The sequence below is a fragment of the Ureibacillus endophyticus genome (genome assembly GCF_024159215.1).
In the GTDB taxonomy this organism is placed as follows: domain Bacteria; phylum Bacillota; class Bacilli; order Bacillales_A; family Planococcaceae; genus Ureibacillus; species Ureibacillus endophyticus.
On sequence record NZ_JAMYWW010000001.1, the window covers coordinates 1561958 to 1579964 of the forward strand.

Below are 18007 nucleotides of genomic sequence, written 5' to 3' on the forward strand. Positions count from 1 at the left end.
GCATGAACAGGCTGGGACAAAAGTGATATTCGAAAAAATTAGGTAAATTATAAACTTTGAATATCAACAAAAACACCATTTTCGCTCGAGAAAATGGTGTTGTAATATTTTTGTCCTTGCTACTGTCATATGATTAAGCTGGCATTTCAGTTGGAGTAGGTGTAGCATAACCATCTTCATATTTTGTATCAATGATGTTGCGAATTTCTTTTAATGATTTGCCTTCTTGGTAAAGTTGAATGGATTCAACGGCAATTTCTAAACATACTAGACAACGTGTACCGTGATCATCCCAAACGATTGACCCATCTTCACGTGTTTCGGCAATAAAGCAGTTTAAGTTACTACGATGACCTGCTGATTCGCCACACCCACAATAGCAAGGCATCCATTCTAAAATTTCCGTTGCTTTTCCTGCTGCTGCGTACACTAAACGAATGTCTTCGTGTTGGGAATCTAAAAACTTTGGTAATTCAGAAGCAGAAGAAGTTAATTCTTGAAGATCCCCTGACAAATGATTGTGTGAAGTGTGTTCCTCGGATGCATGACTCTCTTCATGCTTTTCTGCATCATGGCTCTCTTCTTTCGAACTACAAGCAGATAGTATAAGAAATACTGTAGCTAAGGGGACGAATAGTTTTTTCATGTTGAAGCCTCCAGAAATTATTATCTTAAGCGAACATATCAAAAAGTTCATATTAAAACAATTGGAAAGGTAAAAATTTATAAAGTTGCCACTTTTTAAACTCGGAAAAGAGGGAAAAAGTGGATTTTTATCGTATTAATTTTTTAGTAGGATAAAAAATAGCACAATAAAAATATAAAAAAGTGATACACTATCATTGTTAGTTGAAGGAGATGAATGAATGAACTCTAACAAATTTACAGTAGAAAATTTATCAAAAGCTTTATTTGTTGTAAATAAACACGCAAAAACTGCTATTGATCCTAAATTTTTATATGAATTAAAGAAAAAAACAATTGAAAAACTATTAGCAGAAGGGAAAGCACAAAAGATTGGCTTGCATTTCTCGAAAAACCCTAAACTTTCAAAACAAACTTCAACGGTTTTAATTGAATGTGGAGACTACTTGTTCCATCAACTTCCTTCAAAAGAAGACTTTCAAAATTTACCTCACCTAGGTGACCTGGATGATCAACATAGAAACCCGAAAGCGCAAGTTTCTTTAAAACAAGCAAAGTCGCTATTAGTTGCATATACAGGATTAAAGCCACCTCAACCAAAAAATCCATATGTCCAAACAAACACACATTATATGTCACCATTTGCTAAACGTTTTGGGGAACGATGAATCCTTGGCAAAATAAAATTTCGTCTGAAAGAAATAAAAACAAGAAGAACAAGTGATTGGAATATCAACTTGTTCTTCTTCTTTGAGCAATAAGGTTAATTTTAAATTTCCACATATCTGAATTTACAGATTATTTAATAGGCAGTATTACACTAACAGAAGTTCCTTTGTTCACTTTACTTCTTATTTCAATGTTTCCACCATGCTCCTGAACAATTTTATGACTGATCATTAAGCCTAATCCCGTTCCTTTTTCTTTATAACAGTAGAAAGGTTCACCGATTTTTTTTAGTCGCTCATCACTAATACCAGTTCCACTGTCGATGATCTTAATCTTGATGTATTCTTCTTTATAATTACATACTTGAACTTTGATATTCCCACCATTAGGCATTGCTTCTATTGCATTTTGAAGTAGTTGAAGGAGTACATGTTTCATTTGATTTTCATCACAATATATATCTGAAAGGTTTTGATCGTATACTTCTATAATCTTGATATTTTGTTGTTTACTATGGGTAGAGACTAATGTTAATACTTGACTAATAAGCAATTTTGCATCGATTCTCTCCATTGTAGATATTTGTGGTTGAGCAAAACGTAAAAACTCTTGAATAACCTCTTCAATTCGATAGATTTCCTCTAATGTCGTTTCAATAAAAAGAGGGTTTTTTACTTCATTTTGAAGAAGTTGGACAAAACCTTTAATTGAAGTTAATGGGTTTCTAATTTCATGAGCAATACTTTGAGCTAATTGACCAACGATGGATAGTTTTTCAGATCTTCGTAATAATTCTTCCGCTCTTTTTCGCTCAGTAATATCCCTTCCGACCAAAATGAAACATTCAATTTTTCCATACTGATCAAAAACAGGCGAAATTTTTTCCTCAACATAAATCCAGCTACCATTGACATGTCGATACCGTAATTCGATGAGACTAGGAGCTTTTGTTTCAATCATGGAATTATATTGTTCTTTTACTAGTGAAATATCTTCGGGATGGATGTATTCTAGTATGTTATTACCTATAATACTATCAGTTCGATACCCTAATATTTTTTCGTAGGAAGATGAGTTATAAAGGATTTCACCGTCGTAACTTAACAATGCAACTAAGTCTTGTATACCATCTGAGATGATTTCATATTTAATGTTTCTTATTTTCAGTTCTTCTTCAAAACGTTTTTGTTCTGTAATTTCCACACATGATCCAATGACGGATACGACTTTGCCGTCTTTTCGAATAGGGGATAGGGAAGCGATATAATAAATATCATTAACTTTACCTATATAAGTCACATTCTCTTCACCTTCCCAAGCTCAGTGATAGAATTTACCCTTTTGCTCGGCATAGTCTAGTGGGAAAATATCTTTTAGCGCCTTACCAATTACTGTTTTCGGTGTTAATCCAATTCGATGAACTAATTTTCCCTCGCAAAACGTATGGATAAATTGACCATTTTCTTTTTTAAAATTAAAGATCATCCCTTGTTGTTGCTTCATGATTTCAAGAATTTCGTGTCGTGTATTTTCAATTTCTGCTCGTATCAATTCAAAAAGGGGCTGTTCGATTGAATACTTGGACTTACCCCAGTCAAGTAGACAGCTTTAAAAGAGACTAAGCAGCCATCTGGTGTCGATATTCTATCGGTGCCAGGTGGTTGAGTCGTTTTTGGAAGCGTTGGTAGTTATAAAAGTAAATGTATTCCTCCACAGCCTGTCTCACTTCATCTGCTGAATGATCATGTAATAAATACAAACACTCACTTTTAAAGTGCGAGAAGAATGACTCGATACATGCGTTATCATGGCAGTTTCCCTTGCGAGAATGACTACCAATCATGCCAAGTTGTTCAACTGTCTGATGATATTTAATGGATGTGTATTGGAAGCCTTGATCTGAGTGAATAATGCTTCGATACACATTTCTTTTTGCCGTCAATTCCTGTAGCGTATCCATCACTAATTCTAAATCGTTACGTTCGCTAATCTTCCAAGCGACAATTTCGTTGTTATATAAATCTTGCACAGCCGATAAGTAGAGGAATCCACTTTTCGTTGGTAAATATGTGATATCAGTGACGAATACTTCATTTTCTGTTCGCTCGTTAAATTGGCGCTTTAGTACATTATCAAATACACGTGACATCTGATTTTTCCATACACGACGCTTTTTACGGATAATCGAGTGAATGCCGAGTTCACACATTAATCGATAAACTTTCTTATGATTCACATGGAATCCTTTCTCCCGTAAAGCAATTTTCATGCGTGGATAACCATACATTTTATATTTCTGATGAATCGATAAAATGTGTTCCTTTAACACGATATCAGCTTGTTTACGGGATGATGTCTTACCGTTTTTAATCCACTTATAATAGCCTGAACGTTCTACTTTTGCCATTTCAGTCAGCCACGTAATAGGATAGCGATCTTTCATTTCCTCTATAATTTGATAACGATCTGGATAAGTTGGCATTCCTCCATTTACAGATTTGGATACTGCTTTTTTAAATATTCAACCTGAGCTTTATAGTAATCACGTTCTTCTTCTACACTATTAAAGTGAACACGTTTTCCTTTTAAGGGATTCTTCACACCTTTTGCGCCAGATCCTGAAGAAGGTAGGCGGTTAAAAGCTTCAATCGAACCTACTTCTTTATATTTTTGAACCCATCTTTCCACCTGAGTTTTACTTCGGAGGTTAAACTTTTTTGCAGTTGTTACATAGCTATCTTCACTATTTAAGTAAGATAAAACAACTTGTAATTTGAAATCATTTGAATAAGTATTGTTTTTTCTGGACATAGAAAAATCCCCTCTAAATAGACTGTTAGCTACAGATTACCGTAGCCTTTTTTACATTGTCTACTTAAAGGGGATAATATCATACTCTCTATTAGGGCTAACGTTTTTTATATATTCCACAATTTTCTTCACGCTCCTAAGTATATGATTCTATTTTCGTAAAGTATTAGATTAATTTAGTATATCAATTATCTCATTTTTTATGGTTATTTGATCTTTTATCTTTAATAAGTAGGATAAAAATATAAACTACCGATATATTACCGAATATAAAGCAATACTCAATAGTATTCTACAATTATTTAAACTTGTGTCAAAATAAGTTACTATTTAACTATTTTAAATTGAGTCGGATTCTGCTGCATACTAAACAAAAATAAGCTAGTCATCTGTGTAATGACTAGCTTTAAATTGTATTAAATTTTCAGAATTGTTTTTGTACCGGGTACACTAAATAAAACAGCCAAAGTAGCAATCACCATTACTCCACTCAAAATAATAAAACAAATAATAATCAGACTTGCAGAGATCATTTTCGTAAATAAAGCTATGACAATGATTCTAAAGAGTAATCCAGCTGTTCTTAACATTCCGTCCACCCGTCCCATGATTTCATTCGGTATTTCATCCATCATGAAGGAATTTCTCGCCACCCTTGTACCGCTATTACCTAGGGCAAGGAAAAAAGAGAGGGTTAAAAATACGGGTAGTGGAACGAAAACTATAATGGATATAGCGATACAATACAATGCCACTCCAGCAATAACCGTAAATTCATTGCTGATTTTTTTAGCGATGATCGGGATAGTCATACCAGCAGTAATTGCCCCAATAGCATAAATCATATTTTCTAAAGCATAAATGTCCCCAGTCGTATTCATCACATCTGATAAATAAACAGGAAATAAATAGTTTGAAATTAATACACCAAGGAACGGCATAGTAGAGAAAAATAGAAAAACGAACAATTTCGGATTTTCTTTCAGGTACTGGAGGCTCGACCAATCATCCTGATGATTTGACACATCCTTAACGCGTTTGTTATTTATATACGGTAATCGTAAATAAAAATAAGTTGCCGCTGCGTAGGAAATGACATTTAGTAATAATATGGATTGTAGCTCCCAATGTACGAGTAAATAGCTAGCCAATGCACCTGCAATCATACTAGAGAGCTGACCTTGTACTTCCATCGTACCATTCAAAGACTTATATTGGTCCTTCTTAAAGATTTCCTGATTCAGTGCAAACATCGTTGGATAAAAAATCGTGTAATAGAGATTTCCAATGATATAAATCACTGTATAATGCCAAATCGAATACGTGTGACCAGTAAATCCGTATAAGGCAAATAATAATATTACAAGTAAACAAAAAATCTCACTAAAGATTAGTAGTCTTTTTCGCGATACCAGATCAATCAATTTCCCAACATATGGGGTAATGAAAAAATTGATTAACGTCACCCCGAGCGTAATATACCCATACAAAACATTCCCGCTATCACTCGTCACTAAAAGCCATGGAATCGCAATCATCGTAATCCCAGAACCAATAGAAGAAGCAATATTTGCAAGTAAAATTAAACGGAAACGTGAATCACGAACAATTTCTTTCATATATTATAGTCCTTTACCAAAGTTTAGTTTTCTGACAACATTTTAACGATTCCAAGGGGGGAAGAACACCGCCAGAAGACTGAATATCTTGTTAAAGTTTCCTACTACAATATAATTTGGAAAAAAGTGAGGCCAAAATAGGTATTCATTCGTAAATAACAGGTAGTGTCAAAACTTCTATGAAAAATTGAAAAACACAAGGTATTGGGCGATAAGTACTCTCCGAACGAGGGGACAATCGCTCTTGACAAACATTCCGAAAAGGTTGCGCCCATATTTTTGAGGGCGAAGGGGAAAAAGTAGGCACACCAAATAACCCTCGCCAAATACCAATTTTAACCTTTTCTCCATTCGGTTTGTCAAGAGTTCGCTACGCCGATTGTCATTCGTATGTAGTTATTTGAGGGCTCTGCTAAAAAAAGTAGGCTGCGGTTATTTCGTTAACTCCAATTGGGCCAGTTCAATCAGTTTTGTCCAACGTGCTGGCATATGTGGCATCTGGTCCAACTCTGGAATCATGACCGGCACACGCTTTTCCAGCTTTGCATGCGGTCGAAGGAAATTAAAATAGGCCACAAACATCGTCACAAACGATACCGAGCCAGCTTCGGAACCAAAGCCTGTTGTCGCACGGTAATGCCCTTTAAATGTCCGGTTTAGACGTTCGATAATTTGTTTCAACCAACGATATTCGGCTGACACTGGATCTTCGTTCGTTAAGCCTATCACTTGTGTCACATCAAACCAAATGTCATGTTGTGCGAAAAAGTGTTGTGCTAATAAGTAAATGGGGTTGCCATCCACGATTAAATTCAGGTTTTCGGGAATCTCCTTGAACTTTTGTAAAACATCATCGATTGCTTTAATGGCAGACAATGTATCGCGATTAGGCGAAACACGGTAAGAGAGAATAACTTTTTTCGCCGCATCAAAGAAAAAGAATAAGTAATGCCATTTCCCATTAACCCGAATATACGTTTCGTCGCCACAAAATTGATCGGACAGTTCATAAGGATAACCATCAACGAAGGGCTTCATCAAGATGGAGACACTGTTCACGTAATTTAATATCGTTTGATGTGAAATGGAAACATTATGTATGTCTTGCATAATCGCTGCTGTTTTCCGTGCTGAAATACCGTAATTCACATGGTATGTCAAAATCAATCCAAGTGTATGGGATGACGTATGAATCCGTGATAAATCTACACGTGGTTTTACTGGTGATGCTGGAGATAAAGGTTGATAATCAAACAAAAATTCACGATAAATATAACGCACTTTAAACGCCTGTGGATCTTGTTTAAATCGGGTCTTTTCTTCCTTACTCATTCGACCTATATTGGATAAATAATAGGAACACTGATTACTTTTACACTTCCAAATGTGAAAATCTTTTCGCTCTTTAATTTTCTCTAAGGTCTTCATACAGTGGGGGCAACGAAGAATAGCCTCTTTCTGATAGCGACTTTTTTGATTAAATAAGCAATCACATACCTTACATTGATATTGTCCTTTTGCACCATTATTCGCATACAAATACGAGGAAGGTGCACCACACTTAGGACAACAGAGGTTTTCAGGTACTTTTGATTTGGACTTGGCGTGTCGTCTTACAGGCTTTAATTCTTTGCCATGTTCATGGAAGTAGGCGATTAGTAAATCCTGAAAGGATGCTTTTTCAGGTTGATACAGAATGGGTAACTTATCAACTTGTAACTTGCGGTATTCTTTATTAATTGGCTGTTCAGGACGCACACTTCCAACAGCCTTACCAAATATTATCACCATTAATATTTTAATTATTTTTTCTTGGTACTTGATAAATTCAATTAAATACGCTAATAATTGAGGGTACAAACTTGTCACTTCCTTTTTGGGTAGTTTTGTGTGTGGTAACCTCAACTAACACCAAAATCCAGGGGGTGGCAAGTTTTTTTGCGTAAAAGACTATAAAACCAACGATTATTAGCGATTTATATATATAAGTTTTGACAATACGTATTAAATGAACGGGGGGTAAAAATGGGGTAATCTCAATTGAATTAGATGTCAAAAAGACTGCACATAAATCGACATTATCGCGAAGATGCTCCCATGCATATTTTGTAGAGTTTGAAGTTGGTACACCTTCAGCTATCATAACTTCAATAATTTTTTTATTTATATCTTCCCAAATAAAAGTAGGGACAAATAAAACAGTAGGATCCAATTTCTGACTAACGACTTGCTCAAATAGTTGAATTGAGTGAGTAGCTTCGTAATATCCTCTGATTGTATTTACAAGTGTTGAATATGTTTGTGGGAAATTAGCATCATCCAGATGCAAGGAAAAATGATCTCGAATAATATGAGACGCAACGTGTGAGTCATCAAAGACTAATCCAGCGATTTCTTCTTTAGCGAATCTGCTAAACCCATTAAATAAAGCTTGGTAGGTGGTTATACAAAGGATTTCTCCTTTATTAAAGTCGACTTCATTTTCAAATTGTCGATTATAATAAGTAGCCACCTTTAACGGCATAAGGGAGGCTACTTCAGCGGTTTGTTTAATGAGTTGGATAGACCCACAAAGATAAAATACTCTACCACCTGTTTCATTAACTAGTGCCTGGCCTTGTATTAATCCAATAACAGTTTTCCCGCCGCCAGTGTTTAAACTAACAACAAGGTCATTGTCTTTTCGTACCTTTTCCCATTCTTCTAAAGCTAAATATTGTCCTCTCCATAAGTCATTTAATCGGCCACTTCTTGAAAGACCATCATAAATCTTAATTGGGTGGGTTTCGCGTTGCGAATCCTCTCTTTTTTTAAATCTTCCAAAATCAATAGGCATAATAAAACCTCCATATGAACTAATTACCAATACAATATCATATTTGGTAAATCTAAGTAAATTTTTGTAACGCTACTTAGTTTTGTGGGAAAAATGAATAGCCCACGGACATGGAATGTTAAAAGCCTTTCTTTTGTAGTTTTATATATAAGATTAAACATTTAAAACAAAGTTCAATTATTTAAAACAAAGATCGAACATTAATCTAGTTTGATAAAAAAATTCTCTGGTGCAGGATTATACTATTCCACAATCGGGCCAGATTGTTGAATAAAAGATGGTTGAGATTTACACTAAATACATTAAATAGGATACATAAAAGAGGGTTATTTTATATGAGTGCGATAATATGGAGGAAAATTATATCAGCATCTATATCTGGATCACTTTTTGCTATATTGCTCGCTTTAATTGTTCCAAATGCATTTGGAGAAAGTATAAGTTCCATTACTGATTACATATTCACTTTTATATTAGCTACACCTGTTTATTTGATGTACAGCTTCCCAGTTATATTAATCTATGGGGTTTTAACCTCCATAGTTAGTGATATAATAAGCAATTTAATAACTAGAAAAAATAATAATAAGAAAATTGAAGTAATACTTACAGTTATTTTTCATGTTTTTTTTGGTCTTATCTTACTTCCGTTTAGTTTGGGTGCAGCAATCTTGTTCTTAATTACAGATAAATTAATACAAAAAAGTAACTATAAATTCAATTGGGTACATTCAGTTAAAAGTCTAGCAATTCCTTGTGCTGTTTGGTTATTATTTATGGGAATGATTTATTTGGAACATATATTTTCTAATTTAAAAGAGGTTTTAGTTTAACAAATAAGCAGTAACCACTATCTTGAACCTTAACAATCGGGCGCTTTTCGGTACTGCACCCCAAAAGTTAGAGTGAAAAACTAACTTTTGAGGTGATTTTTTATGACTAAATATAATGAAGAATTTAAATTAATGGTGGTTCAAGAATATTTAAGTGGCTCTCTAGGATATCGAGCGATAGCGAAGAAATATGGTATAGGTGATTCTCCATTAAGGAGATGGGTACGTGCTTTTAAAGAGTTTGGGCATAGTGGCTTATCCGTTAAGAAAACGAAGCAGTTTTATTCTGTTCAATTTAAATTAGATGTATTAAACTTTATGAAACGAACAAGTGCTTCCTATCAAGATACTGCGATTCACTTTAACTTGAATGATCCAACTTTAATTACTAGTTGGAATCGTCGATTCTTAAAAAAAGGGATAGAGGGCCTGCAAAAAAAATTAAAGGGGCGCCCGTCTATGTCTAAGAAACAAAAATCAACAGCGAATAACCAAGAAAAAACAATGTCACGTGAGGAGCAGCTAGAACGCGAAAATGAGCTTCTTCGTTTAGAGGTGGCGTATTTAAAAAAGTTGAAGGCTTTTCGAGAGAATCCAAATACCTTCCTCGAAAAGCACAAGCAGCCATCGCCTTCGAACTTAAACAAGAAGGATTTCGATTAAAAGATGTCTTAAAACAAGTGGGTATTCCAGAAGCGACATATCATTATCAGATGAAACAAATGAAACAAGCAAATTCGAATGGAAAATGGGAAACTTTGATTTTAGAGACCTTTGAAAAGCATGAAGGTCGATATGGCTACCGTCGTATTCATGCGGAATTAAGAGCGCAAGGGTACACAATTAATCATAAAAAAGTACAACGAATTATGAAAAAGCTAGGATTGATATGTGTAAAATTTGTACGTAAATCACGCTATAAATCCTACAAAGGAACGGTTGGAAAAGTCGCTAAAAACCTTTCGAATCGTAGATTCAGCACACCGTATGCCCTTCAAAAATTGGTGACTGATGTAACCGAATTTAAATGTACAGATGATGAGAAATTATATTTAAGCCCGATCATGGACTTATATAACGGTGAGATTATTGGGTTTAGTATGTCAAAACGGCCGAGCCTAGATTTTGTGTTAGATTCACTTAAGCAATCACTTCCAATTATTCAGAAACGTGCTGAATATCGGGCAACGATTCACTCCGATCAAGGATGGCACTATCAACACAATACGTGGGTAAAAACATTAAGGCAGAACAAGATTTTCCAAAGCATGTCTCGTAAAGCGACATGCGCAGATAATGCGGCCATGGAGAACTTCTTCAGCATACTAAAACAGGAAATGTATTATGGGGAACAATTAATCTCTTACGAAGTACTGCAAAAGAAAATAGAGAAGTATATCAATTATTATAATAACGATCGCATTAAACAAAAACTGGCCGGCATGAGTCAGGTAAATTACCGAATACACGCCAGCCAATTAGCTGCATAATAAAAACTCTAACTTTAAGGGGTCACTACCTTCTTTAATAAGGAATGCGTCTATTTTCATTAAAGGTTCAAATAACGGAGTAGTTTAATAAGAGAATTGAAATTGTTATAATATGGGAGTAGATTGTTGCAAGGGGGATTAAATGAAACGTTTAATTATAGGTGTAGTGGTCATAGGCTTGATTTTAGTAGCCATGGTGTTTTTACTTTCAGTGTCTATCAATAAAGTGAAATATGATGGAGCTCCATTAAACATTGCAGTAATTGGTAATATTCCTGAATTGAAAAATGAAAAAATTCATTTTGAATCATTATCATTAGAAAAAGTAAATGAGGATATATCAAAGCTTCCAACAAATCTTGATGCAATTATGTTAACACCCAATGTATTTGAAGCAGCGTCGGATGATAAATATATAGAAGTATATAAAGGTTTAGAGCTCCCAATCATATTCTTTGATTCGAATAAAAGACACTATCCATTCGTGAATGAAGGTCTAACTTATGAAACTGCTAATTTCGATGTTTTAGACAACGGCTCACATACTACCATTTATTTACATAACATTAATGCGAATAAGTTTGAAACTTGGTATTTTTATTTAAATGATAAAAAGGACATAAATGCTCTTTATACAGAGGTTTTTGAAAAAATTGAGGAGTTATAGTGTACATAAGTTAGAAGGGGAACTTATAGATTCTTTTAATATAAAGTTATTCAACAATCGAGCGCTTTCCAAATAAGGAAGGAGCTTTTTTCATTAAAGGGCTAAAGATTGTTGAATAACGTTTAGAAAGAAATCTGGGAAGATTATGTGCTGGCTATAATAAATGTCAATAGGCAAATTAATAAATTTATTAAAATAGACCCATTAAAAGGGTTATTAAGTAGTTGAATGGATTCAGTTTCCTTCCATAAGGTATTTTTGACACAATTGATATGGTACAATTATCCAAAAATAACAACTAGTAGAATGTGAGCGATTTATTGGAGGGTTGTACATATGAATGAAAAGAGGAAAGGTAAGTTCCAAATATTCTTAATATTTTTAATAATGCTACTAATAGTTTCAGCATTTGTATTACTTTTTTTAGGCCATTACAAAGTGACTTTTGTTTTATTTGGTATTTTAATGTTGCTTATGAGCTTTATAAGTAATTGGACAGGTACCGATACTGAAGTTTACCTCTATAAAAAGATTCATAAGAATAATAAAAGATGGTAACGATGCTTATCAGCTAAATCAGTTTTCTAATTATCCGTGAAAATTTAAAAAATAAGCAGTGAATTACTATATTAAATTGATTAAAATTTTAAAGTTTCTTTATATAGGGGGATTAAATTGAAATACACTCGAAAAAAATGCACAACTATAATTCTATTTCTAATGCTTTTAATGCTCACTTCCTGTGCACAAAATGAAACAAGTAAAGAACTATCGTTTAAATTTGAGGACCCGGATACCAAACAGCAGTTTGAAATTATTCAAGTAAGTCCATTATTTAACAACTATATTGAAAAAGTTAAGAGCGATCCAAGCAAAGCTACTTTAGAAGTTTATGAAGAGGAAGTCATTGATCCTATTTACAACAAATGTTTCAAGAAGGGTGAGTTCCTCTATATGGCGGATGAACTTCTCAACTCGGCACCTGATAGTTTAGCAGAATTAGAAATAATAAATGAAGAACTAGAAACACGTAAAGATGAGATGAATGCTCTCATTCAAGAATCCCTTTTGAAATCCGCAGCATTACTACCCACTAAAAAAGATACAACCGTGTGTGTATTTCCTTCTAGCCGTTCAAATATGCCGTTGCTTACGGTGGGGGCTGGGAAGATCGTTATCCCATATACTGGATATTACAAAGACGATATTATCAAAGTCGGTGTTTCACATGAATATCATCACAGTGTTTGGGCAGAAAAGAATTTAAATAATTTTTCAGGAACTGTTTTAGATAATCTAATTTTTGAAGGAAAAGCAGTCATGTTCGAGAAAACCGTATATCCTAATCTTGAAAGCACCCCAGTGTATTTGGATTACGACAAAGAATTATGGTCTAAAATTGAACCTGATCTAAACAAAAAAGACTCCAAACGTGCGATAGAAATTACAGTGGGCGGAAAGGATTTGCCGAGGTCTTATGGTTATAGTGAGGGATATAAGATGATTAAATCCTATCTTGAACTCAATCCCAACATAACACCAGAAGAGTGGACAGGCATAAGTCCAAAAGAAATCATCGAAAAAGGAAAATACTTCGAAAACTATAAATAGCTACAAACTATTAAATGTATTAGTTTGTTTAGTTTGCATGTAATTTAATTATGAAGAGAAAATATATGAATATAATAAATGTGTTGAAATGGTTTAGATAATCTTTATTTAAGTATAAGAAATAATGTTAACTGATAAACAATTTAATAGCATCCCCAAATATAGACAAGTATCTAAAATTTGGAGATGCTTTTTATTTTATAGCATGAGACTTACATTTTCTATTTGGTCCGAGGTTTATAAATATAATCTAATAGAGCTAAAAATTACTTCGGTTTCTAAAACTTTTACACTATAATCTAATGAAAAATAATTTCTGTATATTTAAAATAATGAGATAGTACTATATTCAAAATATTTACATTAATGGAAATTATATGTAATATATCTACTTGGGTAGTGTCAAAACTTCTATGAAAAATTGAAAAACACAAGGTATTGGGCGATAAGTACTCTCCGAACGAGGGGACAATCGCTCTTGACAAACATTCCGAAAAGGTTGCGCCCATATTTTTGAGGGCGAAGGGGAAAAAGTAGGCACACCAAATAACCCTCGCCAAATACCAATTTTAACCTTTTCTCCATTCGGTTTGTCAAGAGTTCGCTACGCCGATTGTCATTCGTATGTAGTTATTTGAGGACTCTGCTAAAAAAAGTAGGCTGCGGTTATTTCGTTAACTCCAATTGGGCCAGTTCAATCAGTTTTGTCCAACGTGCTGGCATATGTGGCATCTGGTCCAACTCTGGAATCATGACCGGCACACGCTTTTCCAGCTTTGCATGCGGTCGAAGGAAATTAAAATAGGCCACAAACATCGTCACAAACGATACCGAGCCAGCTTCGGAACCAAAGCCTGTTGTCGCACGGTAATGCCCTTTAAATGTCCGGTTTAGACGTTCGATAATTTGTTTCAACCAACGATATTCGGCTGACACTGGATCTTCGTTCGTTAAGCCTATCACTTGTGTCACATCAAACCAAATGTCATGTTGTGCGAAAAAGTGTTGTGCTAATAAGTAAATGGGGTTGCCATCCACGATTAAATTCAGGTTTTCGGGAATCTCCTTGAACTTTTGTAAAACATCATCGATTGCTTTAATGGCAGACAATGTATCGCGATTAGGCGAAACACGGTAAGAGAGAATAACTTTTTTCGCCGCATCAAAGAAAAAGAATAAGTAATGCCATTTCCCATTAACCCGAATATACGTTTCGTCGCCACAAAATTGATCGGACAGTTCATAAGGATAACCATCAACGAAGGGCTTCATCAAGATGGAGACACTGTTCACGTAATTTAATATCGTTTGATGTGAAATGGAAACATTATGTATGTCTTGCATAATCGCTGCTGTTTTCCGTGCTGAAATACCGTAATTCACATGGTATGTCAAAATCAATCCAAGTGTATGGGATGACGTATGAATCCGTGATAAATCTACACGTGGTTTTACTGGTGATGCTGGAGATAAAGGTTGATAATCAAACAAAAATTCACGATAAATATAACGCACTTTAAACGCCTGTGGATCTTGTTTAAATCGGGTCTTTTCTTCCTTACTCATTCGACCTATATTGGATAAATAATAGGAACACTGATTACTTTTACACTTCCAAATGTGAAAATCTTTTCGCTCTTTAATTTTCTCTAAGGTCTTCATACAGTGGGGGCAACGAAGAATAGCCTCTTTCTGATAGCGACTTTTTTGATTAAATAAGCAATCACATACCTTACATTGATATTGTCCTTTTGCACCATTATTCGCATACAAATACGAGGAAGGTGCACCACACTTAGGACAACAGAGGTTTTCAGGTACTTTTGATTTGGACTTGGCGTGTCGTCTTACAGGCTTTAATTCTTTGCCATGTTCATGGAAGTAGGCGATTAGTAAATCCTGAAAGGATGCTTTTTCAGGTTGATACAGAATGGGTAACTTATCAACTTGTAACTTGCGGTATTCTTTATTAATTGGCTGTTCAGGACGCACACTTCCAACAGCCTTACCAAATATTATCACCATTAATATTTTAATTATTTTTTCTTGGTACTTGATAAATTCAATTAAATACGCTAATAATTGAGGGTACAAACTTGTCACTTCCTTTTTGGGTAGTTTTGTGTGTGGTAACCTCAACTAACACCAAAATCCAGGGGGTGGCAAGTTTTTTTGCGTAAAAGACTATAAAACCAACGATTATTAGCGATTTATATATATAAGTTTTGACAATACGAAATAACAGGTAGTGTCAAAACTTCTATGAAAAATTGAAAAACACAAGGTATTGGGCGATAAGTACTCTCCGAACGAGGGGACAATCGCTCTTGACAAACATTCCGAAAAGGTTGCGCCCATATTTTTGAGGGCGAAGGGGAAAAAGTAGGCACACCAAATAACCCTCGCCAAATACCAATTTTAACCTTTTCTCCATTCGGTTTGTCAAGAGTTCGCTACGCCGATTGTCATTCGTATGTAGTTATTTGAGGGCTCTGCTAAAAAAAGTAGGCTGCGGTTATTTCGTTAACTCCAATTGGGCCAGTTCAATCAGTTTTGTCCAACGTGCTGGCATATGTGGCATCTGGTCCAACTCTGGAATCATGACCGGCACACGCTTTTCCAGCTTTGCATGCGGTCGAAGGAAATTAAAATAGGCCACAAACATCGTCACAAACGATACCGAGCCAGCTTCGGAACCAAAGCCTGTTGTCGCACGGTAATGCCCTTTAAATGTCCGGTTTAGACGTTCGATAATTTGTTTCAACCAACGATATTCGGCTGACACTGGATCTTCGTTCGTTAAGCCTATCACTTGTGTCACATCAAACCAAATGTCATGTTGTGCGAAAAAGTGTTGTGCTAATAAGTAAATGGGGTTGCCATCCACGATTAAATTCAGGTTTTCGGGAATCTCCTTGAACTTTTGTAAAACATCATCGATTGCTTTAATGGCAGACAATGTATCGCGATTAGGCGAAACACGGTAAGAGAGAATAACTTTTTTCGCCGCATCAAAGAAAAAGAATAAGTAATGCCATTTCCCATTAACCCGAATATACGTTTCGTCGCCACAAAATTGATCGGACAGTTCATAAGGATAACCATCAACGAAGGGCTTCATCAAGATGGAGACACTGTTCACGTAATTTAATATCGTTTGATGTGAAATGGAAACATTATGTATGTCTTGCATAATCGCTGCTGTTTTCCGTGCTGAAATACCGTAATTCACATGGTATGTCAAAATCAATCCAAGTGTATGGGATGACGTATGAATCCGTGATAAATCTACACGTGGTTTTACTGGTGATGCTGGAGATAAAGGTTGATAATCAAACAAAAATTCACGATAAATATAACGCACTTTAAACGCCTGTGGATCTTGTTTAAATCGGGTCTTTTCTTCCTTACTCATTCGACCTATATTGGATAAATAATAGGAACACTGATTACTTTTACACTTCCAAATGTGAAAATCTTTTCGCTCTTTAATTTTCTCTAAGGTCTTCATACAGTGGGGGCAACGAAGAATAGCCTCTTTCTGATAGCGACTTTTTTGATTAAATAAGCAATCACATACCTTACATTGATATTGTCCTTTTGCACCATTATTCGCATACAAATACGAGGAAGGTGCACCACACTTAGGACAACAGAGGTTTTCAGGTACTTTTGATTTGGACTTGGCGTGTCGTCTTACAGGCTTTAATTCTTTGCCATGTTCATGGAAGTAGGCGATTAGTAAATCCTGAAAGGATGCTTTTTCAGGTTGATACAGAATGGGTAACTTATCAACTTGTAACTTGCGGTATTCTTTATTAATTGGCTGTTCAGGACGCACACTTCCAACAGCCTTACCAAATATTATCACCATTAATATTTTAATTATTTTTTCTTGGTACTTGATAAATTCAATTAAATACGCTAATAATTGAGGGTACAAACTTGTCACTTCCTTTTTGGGTAGTTGTGTGGTGTGGTAACCTCAACTAACACCAAAATCCAGGGGGTGGCAAGTTTTTTTGCGTAAAAGACTATAAAACCAACGATTATTAGCGATTTATATATATAAGTTTTGACAATACGAAATAACATTAGGAGGGGAGAAAATGAAAACAGCTGAATTAAGAAGGATGCGAAGAAACCAGTTTGCAGTTTTAAATGGATTGTTAATAATTGGTCTATTTCTTTTCTTTATCATTATGAACATGTATACAATATCAATTGCCCATTTCTTTTTATTTTTAGGAATTTTTGTGCTGTCACAAGGAATTTTTGGGTTAATGAAGGGTGACAGTACAAAATCAATTATTCCTATCGTTGAAAAAGTAGCAATCTATGAAAAACAAAAAATGGGAAAGGAATGGTACAAACACCGAAAAGTAAGCTATGGTTATAACATCGTGTTAAGCGGTATTCTTTTTTGGCAATCTTATTTAAATTGGGGTTATGAAGACAACAACTTTCAGGTCGATATGTTGTTTATGGTTACCATGTTCTGTTTTCTTTTACTACTCTCAAATATTAGTTTAATCATCCACAATCGAAAAGTGGATCGAGCTGCCTCAGAAGTAGAGTTTAAGGGCTATACTTGGAAGGTGAATCTCCTTGCAATCATATTGGGAATAGTCTTTGCCATGATGTTATTAATTGCTATTTTAATACTCGTTTTGTAAAGGGGGTAGAAGTTGTTAAAGGAAAGTATTCAATTTCCACTAATAAATTTTTGGGTAGTAACTTTATATCAATTTGTTATGAATAATGAAATCAGGTGGATGGATAATTTCGGGGTAGGGTTTGTTACGTTCCTCATTATGCTTCTCTAC

General features: G+C 34.8%; 16 protein-coding genes and 1 pseudogene. 7 read left to right on the forward strand and 10 right to left on the reverse strand.

Features of this window, described 5'->3' with window-relative positions; genetic code table 11:
• Nucleotides 1-133: 133 nt before the first annotated feature.
• Nucleotides 134-646: a PCYCGC domain-containing protein gene (locus tag NKR20_RS07600; RefSeq protein ID WP_253424990.1), complete on the reverse strand. Its 513-nt coding sequence runs from the start codon at nucleotides 644-646 to the stop codon at nucleotides 134-136.
• A 220-nt stretch (nucleotides 647-866) separates the two neighbouring features.
• Between NKR20_RS07600 and NKR20_RS07605 the strand changes: the two genes are divergently transcribed.
• The gene (locus NKR20_RS07605; protein WP_253424993.1) at nucleotides 867-1313 is read left to right on the forward strand and encodes a YkyB family protein; all 447 of its coding nucleotides are present in this window, start codon (nucleotides 867-869) and stop codon (nucleotides 1311-1313) included.
• A gap of 130 nt (nucleotides 1314-1443) precedes the next feature.
• Here the strand turns inward: NKR20_RS07605 and NKR20_RS07610 are convergent, their stop codons facing one another.
• The 7 genes from NKR20_RS07610 to NKR20_RS07640 all read right to left on the reverse strand — a co-directional run bounded on the left by NKR20_RS07610 (nucleotide 1444) and on the right by NKR20_RS07640 (nucleotide 8580).
• Nucleotides 1444-2613 carry a PAS domain S-box protein gene (locus tag NKR20_RS07610; protein WP_253424996.1) on the reverse strand — a complete coding sequence of 390 codons (1170 nt, stop codon included), beginning with the start codon at nucleotides 2611-2613 and terminating at the stop codon, nucleotides 1444-1446.
• A 21-nt stretch (nucleotides 2614-2634) separates the two neighbouring features.
• Nucleotides 2635-2817: a hypothetical protein gene (locus NKR20_RS07615; protein WP_253424999.1), complete on the reverse strand. Its 183-nt coding sequence runs from the start codon at nucleotides 2815-2817 to the stop codon at nucleotides 2635-2637.
• 115 nt (nucleotides 2818-2932) lie between these two features.
• Nucleotides 2933-3796: an IS3 family transposase gene (locus tag NKR20_RS07620; RefSeq protein ID WP_121216063.1), complete on the reverse strand. Its 864-nt coding sequence runs from the start codon at nucleotides 3794-3796 to the stop codon at nucleotides 2933-2935.
• A gap of 8 nt (nucleotides 3797-3804) precedes the next feature.
• Nucleotides 3805-4125: a helix-turn-helix domain-containing protein gene (locus NKR20_RS07625; RefSeq protein ID WP_121216062.1), complete on the reverse strand. Its 321-nt coding sequence runs from the start codon at nucleotides 4123-4125 to the stop codon at nucleotides 3805-3807.
• Between the two features lie 416 nt (nucleotides 4126-4541).
• Nucleotides 4542-5744 (reverse strand): MFS transporter, encoded by a 1203-nt coding sequence (locus tag NKR20_RS07630; protein ID WP_253425002.1) that lies wholly within the window; start codon nucleotides 5742-5744, stop codon nucleotides 4542-4544.
• 432 nt (nucleotides 5745-6176) lie between these two features.
• Entirely contained in the window at nucleotides 6177-7604 is a 1428-nt protein-coding gene (locus NKR20_RS07635) for a DDE-type integrase/transposase/recombinase (protein ID WP_253428046.1), read from the reverse strand.
• On the reverse strand, nucleotides 7573-8580 hold the full coding sequence (locus NKR20_RS07640; RefSeq protein ID WP_253425005.1) for a DEAD/DEAH box helicase: 1008 nt from the start codon (nucleotides 8578-8580) through the stop codon (nucleotides 7573-7575). Before NKR20_RS07640 ends, NKR20_RS07635 begins: the two co-directional genes overlap by 32 nt.
• Nucleotides 8581-8915: 335 nt before the next feature.
• Here NKR20_RS07640 and NKR20_RS07645 point away from each other — a divergent pair, with 335 nt between their 5' ends.
• The 5 genes and pseudogenes from NKR20_RS07645 (at nucleotide 8916) to NKR20_RS07665 (ending at nucleotide 13181) form a co-directional block, all read left to right on the forward strand.
• Nucleotides 8916-9413 carry a hypothetical protein gene (locus tag NKR20_RS07645; RefSeq protein ID WP_121215968.1) on the forward strand — a complete coding sequence of 166 codons (498 nt, stop codon included), beginning with the start codon at nucleotides 8916-8918 and terminating at the stop codon, nucleotides 9411-9413.
• Between the two features lie 102 nt (nucleotides 9414-9515).
• The gene (locus NKR20_RS07650) at nucleotides 9516-10076 is read left to right on the forward strand and encodes a transposase (protein ID WP_253425008.1); all 561 of its coding nucleotides are present in this window, start codon (nucleotides 9516-9518) and stop codon (nucleotides 10074-10076) included.
• Nucleotides 10037-10903, forward strand: a pseudogene (locus NKR20_RS07655) (IS3 family transposase); the annotation flags it as partial. The gene NKR20_RS07650 and the pseudogene NKR20_RS07655, both read left to right, overlap by 40 nt.
• A 142-nt stretch (nucleotides 10904-11045) precedes the next feature.
• Nucleotides 11046-11570: an amino acid oxidase gene (locus tag NKR20_RS07660; RefSeq protein ID WP_121215971.1), complete on the forward strand. Its 525-nt coding sequence runs from the start codon at nucleotides 11046-11048 to the stop codon at nucleotides 11568-11570.
• Between the two features lie 675 nt (nucleotides 11571-12245).
• Nucleotides 12246-13181, forward strand: a complete 936-nt coding sequence (locus NKR20_RS07665) for a DUF2268 domain-containing putative Zn-dependent protease (protein WP_341943457.1) — start codon at nucleotides 12246-12248, stop codon at nucleotides 13179-13181.
• A gap of 666 nt (nucleotides 13182-13847) precedes the next feature.
• Here the strand turns inward: NKR20_RS07665 and NKR20_RS07670 are convergent.
• Nucleotides 13848-15275, reverse strand: coding sequence for a DDE-type integrase/transposase/recombinase (locus NKR20_RS07670; RefSeq protein WP_253428046.1), 1428 nt, complete (start codon nucleotides 15273-15275; stop codon nucleotides 13848-13850).
• 421 nt (nucleotides 15276-15696) lie between these two features.
• On the reverse strand, nucleotides 15697-17124 hold the full coding sequence (locus NKR20_RS07675; RefSeq protein WP_253428046.1) for a DDE-type integrase/transposase/recombinase: 1428 nt from the start codon (nucleotides 17122-17124) through the stop codon (nucleotides 15697-15699).
• Nucleotides 17125-17290: 166 nt separating this feature from the next.
• On the opposite strand from NKR20_RS07675, the gene NKR20_RS07680 reads away from it, so the two are divergent.
• Entirely contained in the window at nucleotides 17291-17857 is a 567-nt protein-coding gene (locus NKR20_RS07680) for a hypothetical protein (protein WP_253425014.1), read from the forward strand.
• The last annotated feature ends 150 nt before the right edge of the window (nucleotides 17858-18007 follow it).

What these genes read in the sequence shown, in the direction of transcription:
- NKR20_RS07600 (WP_253424990.1), bottom strand. Translation starts at nt 646, where the DNA reads ATGAAAAAACTATTCGTCCCCTTAGCTACAGTATTTCTTATACTATCT.
- NKR20_RS07605 (WP_253424993.1), top strand. Translation starts at nt 867, where the DNA reads ATGAACTCTAACAAATTTACAGTAGAAAATTTATCAAAAGCTTTATTT.
- NKR20_RS07615 (WP_253424999.1), bottom strand. Translation starts at nt 2,817, where the DNA reads ATGAAGCAACAACAAGGGATGATCTTTAATTTTAAAAAAGAAAATGGT.
- NKR20_RS07620 (WP_121216063.1), bottom strand. Translation starts at nt 3,796, where the DNA reads ATGCCAACTTATCCAGATCGTTATCAAATTATAGAGGAAATGAAAGAT.
- NKR20_RS07625 (WP_121216062.1), bottom strand. Translation starts at nt 4,125, where the DNA reads ATGTCCAGAAAAAACAATACTTATTCAAATGATTTCAAATTACAAGTT.
- NKR20_RS07630 (WP_253425002.1), bottom strand. Translation starts at nt 5,744, where the DNA reads ATGAAAGAAATTGTTCGTGATTCACGTTTCCGTTTAATTTTACTTGCA.
- NKR20_RS07640 (WP_253425005.1), bottom strand. Translation starts at nt 8,580, where the DNA reads ATGCCTATTGATTTTGGAAGATTTAAAAAAAGAGAGGATTCGCAACGC.
- NKR20_RS07645 (WP_121215968.1), top strand. Translation starts at nt 8,916, where the DNA reads ATGAGTGCGATAATATGGAGGAAAATTATATCAGCATCTATATCTGGA.
- NKR20_RS07650 (WP_253425008.1), top strand. Translation starts at nt 9,516, where the DNA reads ATGACTAAATATAATGAAGAATTTAAATTAATGGTGGTTCAAGAATAT.
- NKR20_RS07660 (WP_121215971.1), top strand. Translation starts at nt 11,046, where the DNA reads ATGAAACGTTTAATTATAGGTGTAGTGGTCATAGGCTTGATTTTAGTA.
- NKR20_RS07680 (WP_253425014.1), top strand. Translation starts at nt 17,291, where the DNA reads ATGAAAACAGCTGAATTAAGAAGGATGCGAAGAAACCAGTTTGCAGTT.